The organism is Halobaculum sp. D14 (genome assembly GCF_051195135.1).
Classification (GTDB): domain Archaea; phylum Halobacteriota; class Halobacteria; order Halobacteriales; family Haloferacaceae; genus JBNTKA01.
On record NZ_JBNTKA010000002.1, the window covers coordinates 178,631 to 195,266 of the forward strand.

Sequence of the window (16,636 nt, forward strand, 5' to 3'; positions counted from 1 at the left end):
CGGGAGCGCCCGTGAGGACAACGCTTAATTCGGGGGGCGGACAAGCCTGCGTATCCCATGGGTTTGTCGACGGCACACACCCCCGTAGTGACGCCCGCGCCGCTGCAAGCCAGCGGTCTCCTCGGCGCGCTCCCGATCAACGACACGACCGTCACCATCGCGGGCAGCGTCACCATCCTCCTCCTCATCGGGCTCTCCGCGTTCTTCTCGTCGTCGGAGATCGCGATGTTCTCGCTCGCCTCCCACCGCGTCGACCACCTCGTCGAGGAGGGGCGGCGCGGCGCCAACGCCGTCGCAGAACTCACGTCGGACCCGCACCGGCTGCTCGTCACCATCCTGGTCGGCAACAACCTCGTCAACATCGCGATGTCGTCGCTGGCGACCGTGCTCGTCGGCATCTACATCGAGAACGCCGGGACCGCGGTGCTGGTGTCGACGTTCGGCGTCACGTCGCTGGTGCTGCTGTTCGGCGAGTCCGCGCCGAAGAGCTACGCCGTCGAGAACACGGAGTCGTGGGCGCTCCGCATCGCGCGGCCGCTCAAGATATCCGAGTACGTGCTGTTGCCGCTCGTCGTCACGTTCGACTACCTCACCCGCATCGTCAACAAGGTCACCGGCGGCCGCTCCGCCATCGAGACGTCGTACGTCACCCGCGACGAAATCCAGAACATGATTCAGACCGGGGAGCGCGAGGGCGTCATCGAGGAGGACGAACGGGAGATGCTCGACCGCATCTTCCGGTTCAACCAGACCATCGCGAAGGAGGTGATGACGCCGCGGCTCGACGTGCAGGCGGTGCCGAACGACGCCGCGCTCGACGAGGCCATCGAGACGTGCGTGCAGGCGGACCACGAACGCATCCCGGTGTACGAAGGCAACCTCGACAACATCATCGGCGTCGTCAACATCCGCGACCTCGTCCGGGCGCGCTACTACGGCGAGGGCGAGACGGACCTCGCGTCCGTCGTCCAGCCGACGCTGCACGTCCCCGAGTCGAAGAACGCCGACGAACTGCTCGAAGAGATGCAGGAGACGCGGATGCAGATGGTGGTCGTCATCGACGAGTTCGGCACCACCGAAGGCATCCTGACGCTGGAGGACATGGTGGAGGAAATCGTCGGCGAAATCCTCGAAGGCGACGAGGAAGAGCCGTTCGAGTTCGTCGACGACGACACCGTGCTGGTGCAGGGCGAAGTGAACATCGACGAGGTGAACGAGGTGCTCGACATCGACCTGCCGGAAGGCGAGGAGTTCGAGACGCTCGCCGGCTTCGTGTTCAACCGCGCCGGCCGGCTGGTCGAGGAGGGCGAGGAAATCGAGTACGAAGGCGTCAAGATCCGCATCGAGCAGGTCGACAACACCCGAATCATGCGGGCGCGCGTCACCATCACCGACGCCGCCCGCGGCGCCGAGCCCGGCGAACCGGCGGAGGGCGACGAATCCGCCGCCGAGCAGAGCAGCGCGCAGGAGTAGCCCGTCGCCCGTCACTCGTCGCCCGTCGTCGAGTTCGCGCTGCGGACGGCCGCCGCCACGGTTACGGGCGCGGCGACGCATCTCCTCGACGTGTACGAGAAACTGGACCGGAGCAGCGACGGCGTCGTCGGCTACGAACTCGGCGGCGAACTCACGGAGCGCGAGTTCGACGACATCGTCGGCGACCTGGAGGCGGAGATCGACGAGCACGGCTCGGTGCGGCTGCTGGCCGCGCTCGAAGACGTCCCGCGGCCCGACCTCTCGCTGCTCGACGACGACGTCGCGTTCTGGCTGCACCACCGCGACGACCTCGACCGGTACGCCGTCGTGAGCGACGGCAGCCTCGTGGAGTGGGCGGTCGACCTCGGCGACCGCCTCGTCGACACGGACGTCGAGCACTTCGACGACCGCGACGCAGCGTGGCAGTGGCTCGAACGCGACGGAGCGGCCGAGTAAGGGATGGTAGCGGGACGAACCGGGCGGGCTCAGAGGACGGCGTCGACGACGGTGTACACGCCGTAGCCGAGGCCGAACGCGAGCACGAGCGAGCCGACCCAGGCGAGCACCGTGTACGCCATCTTCCGCGTGCTGACGCCGGCGCCGCCGGCGGCGTAGCCGGAGCCGATGATGGCGGAGACGATGATTTCGTTGAACGACACAGGGATGCCGAACGCGACGGCGGTCTGCGCGATGGCGAAACTCGGGATGAGCGCGGCGATGCTGCGGCGCGGCCCGAGGTTCGAGTAGTCCTGCGCCAGCGCCTTGATCATCCGCGGCGCACCGGTCCACGACCCGGCGAGCAGGCCGAGGCCGCCGCCGACCAGCACCGCGGTGAGCGGGACGTCGAGCCCGGAGTCGAGCAGCGGGACGAGCGGCCCGATTGCGAGCCCCACCTGCGAGCCGCCGGCGGAGAACGCGACGAGTCCGCCGAGCGTCAAGAGGAAGTGGCGCTGGCCGGCGGCGGCGTCCCGTTCCATGTCGCGGAACAGCGCGACGGCGGCGGCGAGGGCGACGGCGAGCGTGACGGCGACGACGACCGGGTCGACGCCGGCGACCGTCGCGTCGGTGAGGTCGAGCCGCGCCGCCGCTGCTTCGGCGAGCGACGCGGACGTGTCGCCGGGGCCGAGCAGCGTGAAGCCGATGTTGGCGACGATGACGCCGACGAGGCCGGCGAGCCCCGGGACAACGTAGCGTTCGGGGACCCGGTCCGCGCGGAGGAGCCGCGCGGTGACGTACGCGACGAAGCCGCCGACGAACGGGACGGCGACCCACAGCGACGCGATTTCGGTGTACTTCGCCCACGCCGGGTCGCCGCCGAGCGCGAGGCCGACGCCGACGACGGCGCCGGTGACGGTGAACGCCGTCGCGATGGGGTAGCCGGCGAACACGCCGAACGCGACGAGGACCGCGGCGGTCACCAGGCTGACGATGGCGGCGGTCGCGGTGATGGTGACGTCGCCGGCGATGAGGCTCGTCCCGACGGCCTGCGTGACGTTCGCGCCCTGTAACACCGCGCCGAGAAACCCGAGGACGCCGACGACGAGCCCGGCGCGCATCACCGAGATGGCGTTCGCTCCGACCGCGGGCGCGAACGGCGTCGACCCGGACGAGCCTGCGCCGATGGCCCACGCCATGAACAGCGACGCGACACCGGCGACGACGAACGTGGCGAGCGTGCCCGCGGCGACCATGTCCCGGCGGTCGGCGTCCGTGGATAAGTGACTGTCCCTGTGACACCGCGCGGGTCACCGGCAACTCGCCGACGGCTCACGGCTGAGTCGCCGGCGGCTCACGCCGTCATCGCCGCAGAATCGCCGCCAGTCCGACGCCGACCGACCGGCGTCTCGGGCCGCCCGCCGCTCCGCTACTGTTTCCCCTGCTCGTAGCCTTCGCGTGCGCTGACGAAGATGCGGCGAACGAACAGGTACGCGCCGAGCAGCAGCAGCACGATGACGACGAGGATGCCGGTCAGAATCGGGTTCTGCGCGGCCGCCTCGCCGACGACGTCGAGCACTCCCATATCCCGGCAGTCGGGCAGTCGCCGGATAGGCGTTTCGACCGGAGCGACGACGCGCCGCGGTCGGCTCTCGGGGCGTTTATGCCGGCGGCGCGCCCACGGTTCGGTATGAGCGAGGCCGAAGAGGCTGACGGGGACGCGCCGGCCGGCCGGGAGGTCTGGATCGAGAAGTACCGGCCGCAGACGCTCGACGACGTCGCCGGCCACGAGGACATCGTCGAGCGGCTCCGCAGCTACATCGACCAGAACGACCTGCCGCACCTGCTGTTCGCCGGCCCCGCGGGCGTCGGGAAGACGACCTGCGCGGTCGCCATCGCCCGCGAAATCTACGGCGACGACTGGCAGACGAACTTCCTCGAACTGAACGCCTCCGACCAGCGCGGCATCGACGTCGTCCGCGACCGCATCAAGAACTTCGCGCGGTCGTCGTTCGGCGGCTACGACTACCGCGTCATCTTCCTCGACGAGGCGGACTCGCTGACCGACGACGCGCAGTCGGCGCTCCGACGGACGATGGAGCAGTTCTCGGACAACACGCGGTTCATCCTGTCGTGCAACTACTCCAGTAAAATCATCGACCCGATTCAGTCCCGCTGCGCCGTCTTCCGGTTCTCGCCGCTGGCCGACGACGCCGTCGCCGAGCAGATCTGGGAGATCGCCGACCGCGAAGGCATCGAACTCACCGACGACGGCATGGACGCGCTGGTGTACGCCGCGAACGGCGACATGCGGCGCGCCATCAACAGCCTGCAGGCCGCCGCGACGACCGGCGAGGTCGTCGACGAGGAAGCCGTCTACCAGATCACGGCGACCGCGCGCCCGGAGGAGATTCAGGAGATGGTGGAAGACGCCCTTGACGGCGACTTCTCGAAGTCGCGGGCGACGCTGGACACGCTCCTCACCGAAACCGGGATGGCCGGCGGCGACATCATCGACCAGCTCCACCGCTCCGTCTGGGACTTCGGGCTGAGCGACCGCGAAGCCGTCCGGCTGATGGAGCGCATCGGCGACGCCGACTACCGCATCACCGAAGGCGCGAACGAGCAGGTCCAGCTCGAAGCGCTGCTCGCGTCGCTCGCCATCGACTCGGTGTAGCGACGCCGCGGCGTCGCGGACACTCAGTCTCCCATCTCTTGGTGGATGTGCATGTCCACCTGCCTGAAGAGGAGGAGTGCGGCGAACAGTCCGTTCAGAACGATGCCGACCGTTCCGACCAGCCCTTCAGTGCCGAGGACAGTCAGCAAAACCGCCGCCACCACGGCGGTTTGCACGAACCAGATCGCACCCCTGAGATACCACGCTACGTAGCCGTGGAACCAAGTCGCACTTCCAGAACTCATCAATATTGACGGGAAACCCACGGCGTAAATATCTTCTTCAGCCATTCAGTCTCGTCGACCACTCGAATGCTGTTCGATTTCACTGACCGTGCTGAATACGGGGCGCGTACCCCGCATGAGGTTCGCTTTGATTTGGGACTGTGGAGACCGCTCGGCACAGCCTATAGAACTGACACTCAAGACGCTGTACTCGAATCCAAAAATAATCGGGAACCGCAAGTGAGGGATTCGCCCCGTCGGACGGGCTACTGGGCGGGAGACACGTGAGACAGCCGAGCGACGGCCCCAACCCCTTTAGCCGACCCACAAATCACATCACTCGATGGACGTCCGTCGTGCTTTCTTCGGCACCCCCGGTGCGCGCCGCGGTCTCGCCAGCACTATCGCTGTCGCGTTCGCCCTCTTGTTCCTCATTTACGCCGCCTACTGGCGGTCGCCCGCAGCCTATATGGTGGGCGCGAACACCACCAGCGGAGCAGTTCTCGTCGTCGCCCCGGCGCTCGCCGTCGTCGTCCACTATTACGGTGACGCCGTACTGTACACGTTCGCGGCGGCGCTCGTCCCGCCGGTCGCGTCGCTGCTTGCACGCGCGGCGCTTGGCCCGTGGTCAGCCGTCAAGGGCGACCGCATCGGCTTCCTCCGCGACGCACTTCTGGCCTTCGTCGGCCTCGGTCTGGCTGTCGGTGTCCTTGCCGTCGCAGTCGGGTCTGCGCTCCGCCGATGGACGCCACCGAGCGAACGTCCGCTGTCGGAACGCTTCTTCGGCCCACCAGAGGGCCGTCGCCTGGCGTACGCCGTCATCGTCGTAGCTGCCGTCCTCGCAGCCGGCCTCTCGCTCTGGTTGTACGCTACCTATCCGACCTACCAGCCCTTCGCGTACGCCGTGTTCGGCGTCCCGGTCGCGGCGCTCGTCTACTTCCACTGGCGCGGGGTCGCACTTGCGTGGCTCGGGGATGCTGCGGTCGTCCTCGGGCACTCCGCCGCAATCGCAGTCATCCGCGCCGATCTCGACTACGTCGCCGACCCCGGTCTCCTCGTCCCCGCGCTCACGACCGCGATCTCCCTCGGATCGCTCGCTGCGGGCGCTGCTGTCGTCCTCCGAGAACTGTACGCTGTGGTCAGCCATCGCCTCAACACCGCGTCGTAGCCCCTCGGAGGGTAGTTCGGGAAAGAGGGACTCACCGGCTGGTCCCTCGGCAATTCGCTTGAACAAACGACGGACTCGTGCTGACTGTACCCTCCGCATTCAGCACATCTTTTGGTCAACTGGTTTGGATTTCGACGGGGCCAGCTATTCCGGGATTCGGTAGCAGTCGAGGGGCGCACTGGTGCCGTTCGATTCTACAGTTCCGGCTCGATGTAGACGATGCGGACGCGGTCGTCGAGGTCGCGGAGCGTCGATTCGATCTGTGAGATGTCCTCGTCGATGTCGCCGGTGACCAGGTCGGGGTCGAAGCTGACGTCGGCGGTGACGAGCGCTTCGCCGGGGCCGATGAACATGGTGCGGAAGCCGTCGATGTGGACGACGCCGGTGTGGTCGGCGACGGCGCCGCGGAGTTTCGCTTCGGTCTCCGACGGCAGCGACTCGCCGAGCAGCAGCCGCTTGTTCTCCCACGCGAGCGCGACCGCGAACGTCATCAGCAGCGCGCCGATGAGGATGGACGCGACGGCGTCGTACGCCTCGTTGCCGGTGACGCGGGTGAGCGTGATGCCGACGAGCGCGACGCCGGCGCCCGACAGCGCGATGGCGTCCTCGGTGAACGCCGTCAGCGTCGTCACGTCGCTGGTCGCCCGGAACGCCTCGTAGATGCCGTCCCAGCCGTACTTCCGAATCTGCCGGGTGAGCTCCGCGAACGCCTTCCGGAACGCGTACGCCTCGAAGACGATTGCGCCGACGAGCACCGCGACGTTCACCCAGAACGGCTCGACCGGCACCGCGGCGCTGACGTTGAATCCGGCGATGATGACGTCCGCGGCCTCCTCGGCGTGGCCGGTGGCGACGACGGCCTGGTAGCCGTGTTTCAGCGACTCCCAGCCGGCGATGCCGAACAGCAGCACGGAGACGAGAAACGAGTAGAAGAACTGCGCCTTCCCGTAGCCGAACGGGTGCGCCTGGCTCGGCTTCCGAGCGGAGTACTGGATGCCGACGAGCAAGAACACCTGGTTCCCGGTGTCGGAGACCGAGTGGTACGTCTCCGACAGCATCGACGGGCTCCCGGTGAGCAGATAGCCGAGGAACTTGAGCACCGCGATGGCGGCGTTCGCGACGAGCGCCGCGAGCACCACGGACTTGCTACCAGCCATACGCGGCCCGTCTCGGCCCGGCGTATAGAAAGCCGGTGCTCCGGCGACGACGGCGCGGAGGCGAACCGCTGAAATACCTCATCCGCCTAGGACGGCTAACAACGTGTCCGAGCAGATTCCGCAGGTCGAGACGCTGTTCCTCCACGAGCACGGCGACGAGTTCACGGTCGTCGTCACCCGCGACGGCGAGCGGGTGCTCCGCGGCGTCCTCGAACTGAAGGAGGCCGACGCGGGGCCGCGGCCGCGGCGCTTCCGCGTCAAGGACGGCTCCAGCGAGGAGCCGCGGCAGCCCGACCAGTTCGTCGACGTCGCACGCTCCGCCGAACGAATCCGCATCTCCGAGCAGACGTCGCCGTCGGCGCGCGACCGCCTCCAGTCGATGCTGGACGCCTACCAGCTCGACGCGCTGCAGGTGCGGACGTGCCGGTACTGCGCGAACGCCGGCCGGTACTCGCCGGTCACGGAGGACACGGCCGTGAAAGCCGACCGCGACCACATCTGTCCGGACTGCGCGAAACAGGAGCTGGAGCGCGAACTGTCGTACAAGGGGCAGTTCACCGGCTCCGCGCAGGACCGGCTGGAGGAGCTGCTGTTGGAGGTGCAAGACCTCGACCGCATCACGAACCTGCTGGAGGGGAACCTCGACCCGGACCTGACGAAGTTCGACACGATCTCCGCGACCGTCGAGGACGTCGACGCGGTCCGCACCGACGAACTGGACCTGCATCCGGCGCTGCAAGACCGCACCGAAGACCGGTTCGACGAGCTGCTGCCGGTGCAGAGCCTGTCGGTGCGGAACGGGCTGTTCGACGGCGACGACCAGCTCGTCGTCTCCGCGACGGCGACCGGGAAGACGCTGGTCGGCGAACTCGCCGGCGTCAACAACGCCCTGAACGGCGACGGGAAACTGCTGTTTCTGGTGCCGCTGGTCGCGCTCGCGAACCAGAAACACGAGGACTTCGAAGAGCGGTACGGCGACGTCCTCGACGTCACCATCCGCGTCGGCGCCTCCCGCATCAACGACGACGGCAACCGGTTCGACCCGGACGCCGACGTCATCGTCGGCACCTACGAGGGCATCGACCACGCGCTCCGTACCGGCAAGGACATGGGCGACGTCGGCACCGTCGTCATCGACGAGGTGCACACGCTGAAAGAGGAGGGCCGCGGGCACCGCCTCGACGGCATGATTTCGCGGCTGAAACACTACACGGAGCAGCGCGACTCGCTCGCGCAGTGGGTGTACCTGTCGGCGACCGTCGGCAACCCCGAGTACCTCGCGCGGAACCTGGAGGCGACGCTCATCGAGTTCGAAGAGCGCCCCGTCCCCATCGAGCGCCACCTGACGTTCGCGGACGACCGCGAGAAGCTCCGCATCGAAAACCGGCTCGTGAAGCGCGCGTTCGACTCCGAGTCGTCGAAGGGCTACCGCGGACAGACCATCATCTTCACGAACTCGCGGCGGCGCTGCCACGAAATCTCGCGGAAACTGGAGTACTCGTCGGCGCCGTACCACGCCGGGCTGGACTACCGGCGGCGGAAGACCGTCGAGCGGAAGTTCGGCGACCAGGACCTCGCCGCGGTCGTCACGACCGCCGCGCTCGCGGCCGGCGTCGACTTCCCGGCGTCGCAGGTGCTGTTCGACTCGCTCGCGATGGGCATCGAGTGGCTGTCGGTCCAGGAGTTCGAGCAGATGCTCGGCCGCGCGGGCCGCCCGGACTACCACGACCAGGGGACGGTGTACCTGCTGGTGGAGCCGGACGGCGTCTACCACAACTCCATGGAGATGACGGAGGACGAGGCGGCGTTCAAGCTGCTGAAAGGCGAGATGGAGGACGTCACGACCGTGTACGACTCGTCGGCGGCCGCTGAGGAGACGCTCGCGAACGTCGTCGTCGCCGGGAAGGGCGCGAAGCGGCTGAACGACCGGATGCTCGGCGACGTCCCGACGACGCACGCCGTCGGGAAGCTGCTGGAGTGGGAGTTCATCGACGGCTTCGACGCGACGCCGCTCGGCCGCGCCGTCACGCGGCACTTCCTCGCGCCCGACGACGCCTTCCGCATCCTCGACGGCGTCCGCCGGGACGCCCACCCGTACGAAATCGTCGCCGACATGGAACTCGCCGACGAGGAACTGTAACGGCACCGCCGGGCCGCCGGCGGGCCGGGCGGGAACGCCGCACGGCTCCCCGGGAGCGTGGAACTTTTACCGGCGCGAAGCGTCGGCTTCGCCGTGCTCGCGCCCGAGATACTCTTCGTCTTTCTCCTCGTCGCCGCGGCGCTCGCGCTGTTCGTCCTCGAACCGGTCCCGGTCGACATCACGGCGCTCGGCGTCTTGGTGACGCTGCTCGTCGCGACGCCGGTGACGACGGCGCTCGCCGACCTCGGCGTCGTCGCCGCTCCGCTCGACCTGGTGTCGGTCGACGAGGGCCTCTCCGGGTTCGCGAACAAGGCGACGCTGACGGTCCTCGCGATGTTCGTGCTGAGCGAAGGCGTCCGCATGACCGGCATCGTCCAGCGGCTCGGCACCCTCATCGCCGGGCTGACGGAGGGAGACGAGACGAAACAGCTCGGCGCCACCATCGGCGTGGTCGGCCCGATCTCCGGCGTCATCAACAACACGGCGGCGGTCGCGATTCTGCTGCCGATGGTGACGGACCTCGCCGAACGCGGCCGCACCTCGCCGTCGAAACTGCTGTTACCGCTGAGCTACGCCTCCATGTTCGGCGGGACGCTCACGCTCATCGGCACCTCAACCAACATCCTCGCATCCGACCTGTACGCGCGGCTCGCGCCCGCCGCAGTCGCCCGGCAGTTCCGAATGTTCGAGTTTCTGCCGCTCGGAGTCGTGCTGCTCGCGGTCGGGACCGCGTACCTGCTGACGGTCGGCCGGTGGCTCACGCCGGAGCGAATCAAGCCCCGAACCGACCTCACCGAGGAGTTCGGAATGGCCGACTACCTCACCGAGGTCGTCGTTCGCGAGGACTCACCGCTCGTGGGTCAGCGCGTCGAAACCGCGCTCGGCGACGTCGACTTCGACGTCGACCTCGTCCAGCTCATCCGCGGCGACAGCGTGTTCCTCGAACCGCTCGGGCAGAAGGAGATACAGGCCGGCGACGTGTTCGCCGTCCGCACCGACCGCGACACGCTCGTCGACCTGCTCGACGTCGAAGGGCTGGACCTCGTCCCGGAGGCGACGGTCGACGAGTCGGAGCTGGAAGCCGCCGAGAGCAGCCAGAACCTCGTCGAAACCGTCATCGCGCCCGGCTCGTCGCTGGTCGGCGAGTCGCTCGCCTCCGCGAGCTTCCGGCAGCGATACGACGCCACGGTGCTCGCGCTCCGCCGCGGCGGCGACGTCATCCGGAAACGCATGGACAACATTCCGCTCCGCGTCGGCGACACGCTGCTCGTGCAGGCCAGCAGCGACTCGCTCGAACGGCTCGACTCGAACCGGAACTTCATCGTCGCCCAGGAGGTCGAACAGCACGACTTCCGGGAGTCGAAAACCACGGTCGCCGTCGGCATCGTCGCCGCCGTCGTCCTGCTCGCCGCACTCGACGTCATGCCGATCGTCGTCTCCGCGCTCGCCGGCGCGCTCGCCATGGTCGCCACCGGCTGTCTCAACCCCGGCGAAGTGTACGACGCGGTCCAGTGGGACGTCATCTTCCTGCTCGCCGGCGTCATCCCGCTCGGCATCGCGATGGAGAACTCCGGCGCCGCCGGCCTCCTCGCCGACACCATCGTCGCCGCCGGCGGCGTCCTCCCGCCGCTCGTCCTGCTCGGCTCGTTCTACGTCGTCACGGCGCTGCTCACCAACGTCATCAGCAACAACGCCTCCGTCGTCCTCATGATACCGGTCGCGCTCGAAGCCGCCGCTCAGCTCGACGCGAACCCGCTCGCGTTCGCCATGGCCGTCACGTTCGCCGCCTCCACGGCGTTCATGACCCCGGTCGGCTACCAGACCAACCTGTTCGTCTACGGCCCCGGCGGCTATCGATTCACGGACTACCTCCGCGTCGGCGCGCCGCTGCAGGCGCTGTTCGCCGTCGTCACGACGCTGCTCATCCCCGTGGTGTTCGGACTCGGACTCTGACCCGGCCACGCCTCGCCCGCCGATGGAACGTTTTATCTCCGTCCGACGGGAATCACGAGCCGCGGGACCGTGGGTTAGCCTGGTATACTTCGGGCCTTGGGTGCCCGTGACCCCGGTTCAAATCCGGGCGGTCCCACTTTTCGCGCCGGCCGCGGCCCGGCGTCAACGCCGCCGTTCGACAGCGGCGTACACGGATTCGCGGGACGGAACTACTTCCGCTCGAAGGCGATACTTCTTACCGCTTGAGGGGCGAAGACGTGTGCAATGAGTCAGGTCGAGCGGGGTGAGCTGGAGCAGTTCCTGAGCTTCTACCGCACCTACTACAGCGACGAAATCGCGCGGCTCGCCCAGAACTACCCGAAAGAGCAGCGGTCGCTCTACGTGGAGTACGACGACCTGTACACGTTCGACGCCGACCTCGCAGAGCAGTACCTGAACCGGCCGGCCGAGATGCAGGAGTTGGCGGAGGAGGCGCTGCGGAACTACGACCTCCCGGTCGACATCTCGCTCGGACAGGCGCACGTCCGGCTCACCGGGCTGCCGCGCGAGAACACCATCGACATCCGCGCGGTCCGCGTCAGCGACGACCACATCGGGTCGCTCGTCGCCGTCCAGGGCATCGTTCGGAAGGCGACGGACGTCCGCCCGAAAATCGTGGAGGCGGCGTTCGAGTGCCAGCGCTGCGGGACGATGACGTACATCCCGCAGAACGACTCCGGGTTCCAGGAGCCGCACGAGTGCCAGGGCTGCGAGCGGCAGGGGCCGTTCCGCGTCAACAACAACGAGTCGCAGTTCATCGACTCCCAGCAGCTCCGCGTCCAGGAGTCGCCGGAGGGGCTCCGCGGCGGCGAAACCCCGCAGAGCATCGACGTGAACCTCGAAGACGACGTCTGCGGCGAAGTCACGCCCGGCGACCACGTCACGGTCGTCGGCCGGCTGGAGATGGAGCAGGTGACGTCCGGCCAGGAGAAGACGACGGTGTTCGACCCGTACATGGAGGGCGTCTCCGTCTCCATCGAGGACGAGGAGTTCGAGGACATGGACATCACCGAGGAGGACAAACAGGAAATCATCGAACTCGCCGCCCACGACGACATCTACGAGGAGATGGTGGGGTCGGTCGCGCCGTCCATCTACGGCTACGACGAGGAGAAGCTCGCCATGATTCTCCAGCTGTTCTCCGGCGTCACCAAGCACCTCCCGGACGGCTCGCGCATCCGCGGGGACCTCCACATGCTGCTCATCGGTGACCCCGGAACCGGGAAGTGCGTCGCCGGCGACACCCGCGTCACGCTGGCCGACGGCCGCGACGTCCCGATTCGGGAGCTGGTCGAGTCGAACCTCGACGACCCGAAGCCGGTCGACGACGGCGTCTGGGACGACGCCGACTTCGCCGTGCAGTCGCTCGGTCCGGACGGCGAAATCGGCGTCCGTGACGCGACGAAGGTCTGGAAGCGCGAGGCCCCGGACCACCTGCTCAGGGTGCGCACGGAAGGCGGCCGCGAACTCGACGTGACGCCGTCGCACCCGCTGTTCACGCGGTCCGGAGGCGCGACGACCGCGGTCCGGGCGGACGAGCTGTCTGCGGGCGCGTTCGTCGCGACGCCCCGCGCCATGTCGACACTCGGAGACGACGCCCTCGCCGTCCCGTTCCGCCGCTCGAGGTCCAACAACGCCGTCCGCCTCGACCTGCCGGACGAGTGGACGCCGTGGCTCGCGCGGCTCGTCGGCTACGTCGTCGCGGAGGGCTACGTCGAACAGCGCGACGACGACTCGGGATTCGTCTCCGTGACGAACGTCGACCGAGAAGTCCTCGACGACGTCGCCGACACGTTCGATCGGCTCGGCGTGAACTTCACCGAGCGGACCCCGCATCGCGGCGGGTCCGCCCGTGAACTGCGCTGCGGTTCCGGTGAGTTAGTCAGCTTCCTCGCGAACCTCGACCGGGCGCTGCTCGCCGGCTCCGCCGGGCAGCGCGTCCCGGACGACCTCATGTCGGCGAGCGCGGAAACCGCCCGCGCGTTCCTCCGCGCGTTCGTCGAGAGTGAGGGCCACGTCTCGGCCAGCCAACGCGAGCTCTCGGTCGCGTCGATGAGTCGAGGGCTGCTCGAGGACGTCCGGACGCTTCTGCTCCGCGTCGGTGTCCGCTCGCAGCTTCATCCGCGCGCAAACGGGAGCTACCGCCTCCGAATCAGCGGCGCGGACTTCGGGACGTACGTCGACCGCGTCGGATTCGTCACCGACCGGAAGTCGCTGGCGAGCACCGAGCTCACCGACGTCCGCGGGAACACGAACACCGACGTGGTCCCGGTCGGCGACGAACTCCGCGGTATCCGCGAGCGCCTCGGGCTGACGCAGGCGGACTGCGGGCTCCCCCGGTCGACGTACCAGCACTACGAGCGCGGCGACCGCACCCCCAGCCGGGACAGCCTCTCGCGCGTCGTCTCAGCGTTCGAGGCGGCCGTCGAAGACCACCCGGAAACCCCGACAGCGCCGGGGACAGGCGAGGAAGCACCACCGCTCCCAGACGGCGGCGCGTCGGTAGCCGAACAGGTGTCCGGGCTCCGTCGACTGGTGGACGGCGACGTCGCGTGGGAGCGTATCGACTCCATCGAGCGCGTCGAACCGGAGACGGAGTGGGTGTACGACCTCGAAGTCGAGGACACCCACAGCTACGTCTCGAACGGCGTCGTCTCGCACAACTCCCAGATGCTCTCGTACATCCGAAACATCGCGCCGCGGTCGGTGTACACGTCCGGGAAGGGGTCGTCCTCGGCGGGGCTAACGGCGGCTGCGGTCCGCGACGACTTCGGGGACGGCCAGCAGTGGACGCTGGAGGCGGGCGCGCTGGTGCTGGCGGACAAGGGGATTGCGGCGGTGGACGAACTCGACAAGATGCGGCCCGAGGACCGGTCGGCGATGCACGAGGCGCTGGAGCAGCAGCAGATCTCGGTGTCGAAGGCCGGCATCAACGCGACGCTGAAGTCGCGGTGTTCGCTGCTCGGTGCGGCGAACCCGAAGTACGGCCGGTTCGACCAGTACGAGCCCATCGGCGAGCAGATCGACTTGGAGCCGGCGCTGATCTCGCGGTTCGACCTGATTTTCACGGTGACGGACCAGCCGGACCCGGACCACGACGCGGCGCTCGCCGAGCACATCCTGACGACGAACTACGCGGGGGAGCTGAACACGCAGCGGAACGAGCTGGCGACGTCGAACTTCACGGAGGAGGAGGTCGAGAACGTCACCGAGGAGGTGGAGCCGGTCATCGACGCGGAGCTGCTCCGGAAGTACATCGCCTACTCGAAGCGGAACTGCTTCCCGACGATGACCGACGAGGCGAAGGCGGCGATTCGGGACTTCTACGTCGACCTCCGGGCGAAGGGGGCCGACGAGGACGCGCCGGTGCCGGTGACGGCGCGGAAGCTGGAGGCGCTGGTTCGGCTGTCGGAGGCGTCCGCGCGGGTGCGGCTGTCGGACACCGTGGAGCTGGCGGACGCCGAGCGCGTCATCGACATCGTCCGGTCGTGCCTGCAGGACATCGGCGTCGACCCGGAGACGGGGCAGTTCGACGCGGACGTCGTGGAGACCGGGACGAGCAAGAGCCAGCGCGACCGCATCAAGAACATCAAGGAGCTCGTGTCGACGGTGGCCGACGAGTACGACGACGAGCCGGGCGCGCCGGTGGACACGATTCTGGAGCGCGCCGACGAAATCGGGATGGACCGCGAGAAGGCCGAGCAGGAGCTGGAGAAGCTCCGGACGCGCGGCGAGATTTACGAGCCGCAGAGCGGCTACGTCCGGACGACGTAATGGACCGAATCTCCGCGCTCCGGAACGTCGAGGACGCGCTGCGGGCGTTTGAGGACGGCGACGCGGACCTCGCGGCGACCGAGCGGCGCGTGGAGTCCGTGCTGCGGACGTTCGCGACGGAGTTCGAGACCTCGGAGCGCCGGGCGTATCGGGCCGTCGGCGACGCCGCGGCGGGGACGGTCGTGGTCGCGTCGTCGCCGGCGGAGGCGCGCGAGCGGGTCGCGGCGCTCGTCGCCGACGACGTCGACGCGGCGGCGCTGTCGGTCGAGCCGCTCGACTAGTTCGGCGGCGGACGGGACGGGTGCCGCAGGTGTCGGTCCGTACACCTGTCGGAATTAGTTAGAAAGGAAACGCTTTATTTGCTGCCGCGCGAAGTGGTTCGTAGTGTATCGGGGGTATCGACGTGACCGTACGTGAACTCACGGGCGGCGTCCGCGACGAACTCGGCGACGCGTCGACCGTGTTGCTCCTCGCGCCGTCGCTGTCGAGCGGCGGCGGCGACGTGTGCGCCGACCTGCTGGTTCCCGACGAGGGTGCCGACGAGTGTGCGCTGTGGGTGTCGTACACGAAGTCGCCGGACGAGCAGGTCCGGCGGTTCCGGTCGCGCGCGAACGGCGAGCCGCGGCAGGTCGGCGTCATCAACGTCGACGACTCCCGCTCTGCGGCGACCGCCGCACAGAGCGGCGCGTCGCCCGACGGCCCGACCGAGACGGTGACGAGCCCGAACGACCTCACCGGTCTCGGGATTCGAATCACTGAGTACCTCCGCGAGTGGAACGGCGTCGACGGCCGAACAGTCGTCTGTTTCGACTCCATCACTGCGATGCTGCAGTACGTCGACCTCCAGACCGCCTTCGAGTTCCTGCACGTCCTCACCGGCCGGCTGGCGTCGGTCGGCGCGTTCGCGCACTTCCACATGGACCCGACGGCGCACGACGACCAGACGGTGCAGACCCTGTTGACGCTGTTCGACGCCGTCGTCGAGGTCGACGCGGACGGCGGGGCGCCGACGGTTCGGAAGCGCTGACTCGCTCCGCTCGGTTTCGTCCCGCTCTTCCCCGTTTCGTCCTGCTCCGCCCCATTTCGTCGCTCTCTGTCCCGCCCCGCCCGCCTCGGTTCCGGCGCCCGGCCGTCCGCGCTGCGGTCGACGCGCCGACACCTTTATTTCTAACCGGGTGGCATCGAATCCATGATTCTCGTCGCGACGTACTCGCAGGCTGCGCGGACGACGCTCCGGAACGCCTGCCGCACCCACGACGACGTCGTCGTCCGGCGGTTCGGCCGGGCGGCGCTGCTCGAAGCCACGGAGTTCGGCGCGTTCATCGCCTGCCGGCTCCGCGCGAAACACGGCGCAGACGTGCAGGTCGAACGAACCGAGCCGTTCAACGAGTTCACGGCCGTCCGCTCGGCCGTTCGGGCCGCGGCCGACGCCTACGAGGCGCGCGACCAGCCGAGCACGCCGTACGCCAAGTTCGCCGCCGGCACCGACCACCCGTCGCCGTCGACGATGCGCGATGCGGAACTGTGAGCGGCGGCGCGGCGAATCCGCACCGCCGGGTGCGACGGCCGCTGTTCTCGCTGCCGGCCGTCCGGCCC

General features: G+C 68.5%; 14 protein-coding genes and 1 tRNA gene. 11 read left to right on the forward strand and 4 right to left on the reverse strand.

What is annotated here, in order from left to right; genetic code table 11:
• The first annotated feature begins 57 nt into the window (after positions 1–57).
• Both ACQUST_RS06675 and ACQUST_RS06680 read left to right on the forward strand, forming a co-directional pair.
• Positions 58–1,473, forward strand: a complete 1,416-nt coding sequence (locus ACQUST_RS06675; RefSeq protein ID WP_435126600.1) for a hemolysin family protein — start codon at positions 58–60, stop codon at positions 1,471–1,473.
• Between the two features lie 90 nt (positions 1,474–1,563).
• The gene (locus tag ACQUST_RS06680) at positions 1,564–1,929 is read left to right on the forward strand and encodes an STAS/SEC14 domain-containing protein (RefSeq protein ID WP_435126603.1); all 366 of its coding nucleotides are present in this window, start codon (positions 1,564–1,566) and stop codon (positions 1,927–1,929) included.
• A 29-nt stretch (positions 1,930–1,958) separates the two neighbouring features.
• Here the strand turns inward: ACQUST_RS06680 and ACQUST_RS06685 are convergent, their stop codons facing one another.
• Positions 1,959–3,164, reverse strand: a complete 1,206-nt coding sequence (locus ACQUST_RS06685; protein ID WP_435126606.1) for an anion permease — start codon at positions 3,162–3,164, stop codon at positions 1,959–1,961.
• 173 nt (positions 3,165–3,337) lie between these two features.
• On the reverse strand, positions 3,338–3,493 hold the full coding sequence (locus ACQUST_RS06690; protein WP_435126609.1) for a hypothetical protein: 156 nt from the start codon (positions 3,491–3,493) through the stop codon (positions 3,338–3,340).
• A gap of 105 nt (positions 3,494–3,598) precedes the next feature.
• Between ACQUST_RS06690 and ACQUST_RS06695 the strand changes: the two genes are divergently transcribed.
• Entirely contained in the window at positions 3,599–4,585 is a 987-nt protein-coding gene (locus tag ACQUST_RS06695; protein ID WP_435126611.1) for a replication factor C small subunit, read from the forward strand.
• A 23-nt stretch (positions 4,586–4,608) separates the two neighbouring features.
• Here the strand turns inward: ACQUST_RS06695 and ACQUST_RS06700 are convergent, their stop codons facing one another.
• A complete protein-coding gene (locus ACQUST_RS06700) occupies positions 4,609–4,875 on the reverse strand; it encodes a hypothetical protein (RefSeq protein WP_435126614.1) in 267 nt (88 codons plus the stop codon).
• 277 nt (positions 4,876–5,152) lie between these two features.
• Here ACQUST_RS06700 and ACQUST_RS06705 point away from each other — a divergent pair, with 277 nt between their 5' ends.
• Positions 5,153–5,977, forward strand: a complete 825-nt coding sequence (locus tag ACQUST_RS06705) for a hypothetical protein (RefSeq protein ID WP_435126617.1) — start codon at positions 5,153–5,155, stop codon at positions 5,975–5,977.
• A gap of 194 nt (positions 5,978–6,171) precedes the next feature.
• On the opposite strand, the gene ACQUST_RS06710 is transcribed toward ACQUST_RS06705, so the two are convergent.
• Positions 6,172–7,134 carry a cation diffusion facilitator family transporter gene (locus ACQUST_RS06710; RefSeq protein ID WP_435126619.1) on the reverse strand — a complete coding sequence of 321 codons (963 nt, stop codon included), beginning with the start codon at positions 7,132–7,134 and terminating at the stop codon, positions 6,172–6,174.
• 103 nt (positions 7,135–7,237) lie between these two features.
• Between ACQUST_RS06710 and ACQUST_RS06715 the strand changes: the two genes are divergently transcribed.
• The 7 genes from ACQUST_RS06715 to ACQUST_RS06745 all read left to right on the forward strand — a co-directional run bounded on the left by ACQUST_RS06715 (position 7,238) and on the right by ACQUST_RS06745 (position 16,568).
• Positions 7,238–9,274 carry a DEAD/DEAH box helicase gene (locus ACQUST_RS06715; protein WP_435126622.1) on the forward strand — a complete coding sequence of 679 codons (2,037 nt, stop codon included), beginning with the start codon at positions 7,238–7,240 and terminating at the stop codon, positions 9,272–9,274.
• A gap of 93 nt (positions 9,275–9,367) precedes the next feature.
• Positions 9,368–11,227 (forward strand): SLC13 family permease, encoded by a 1,860-nt coding sequence (locus ACQUST_RS06720; RefSeq protein WP_435126624.1) that lies wholly within the window; start codon positions 9,368–9,370, stop codon positions 11,225–11,227.
• Between the two features lie 63 nt (positions 11,228–11,290).
• Positions 11,291–11,363 (forward strand) — tRNA-Pro (locus ACQUST_RS06725).
• A gap of 128 nt (positions 11,364–11,491) precedes the next feature.
• Positions 11,492–15,040, forward strand: a complete 3,549-nt coding sequence (locus ACQUST_RS06730) for an LAGLIDADG family homing endonuclease (protein ID WP_435126627.1) — start codon at positions 11,492–11,494, stop codon at positions 15,038–15,040.
• A complete protein-coding gene (locus tag ACQUST_RS06735; RefSeq protein WP_435126630.1) occupies positions 15,040–15,321 on the forward strand; it encodes a hypothetical protein in 282 nt (93 codons plus the stop codon). The genes ACQUST_RS06730 and ACQUST_RS06735 overlap by 1 nt, the downstream gene beginning before the upstream one ends.
• A gap of 122 nt (positions 15,322–15,443) precedes the next feature.
• Positions 15,444–16,067 carry a DUF7504 family protein gene (locus ACQUST_RS06740; RefSeq protein WP_435126632.1) on the forward strand — a complete coding sequence of 208 codons (624 nt, stop codon included), beginning with the start codon at positions 15,444–15,446 and terminating at the stop codon, positions 16,065–16,067.
• 162 nt (positions 16,068–16,229) lie between these two features.
• A complete protein-coding gene (locus ACQUST_RS06745) occupies positions 16,230–16,568 on the forward strand; it encodes a hypothetical protein (RefSeq protein ID WP_435126635.1) in 339 nt (112 codons plus the stop codon).
• Positions 16,569–16,636: the final 68 nt, after the last annotated feature.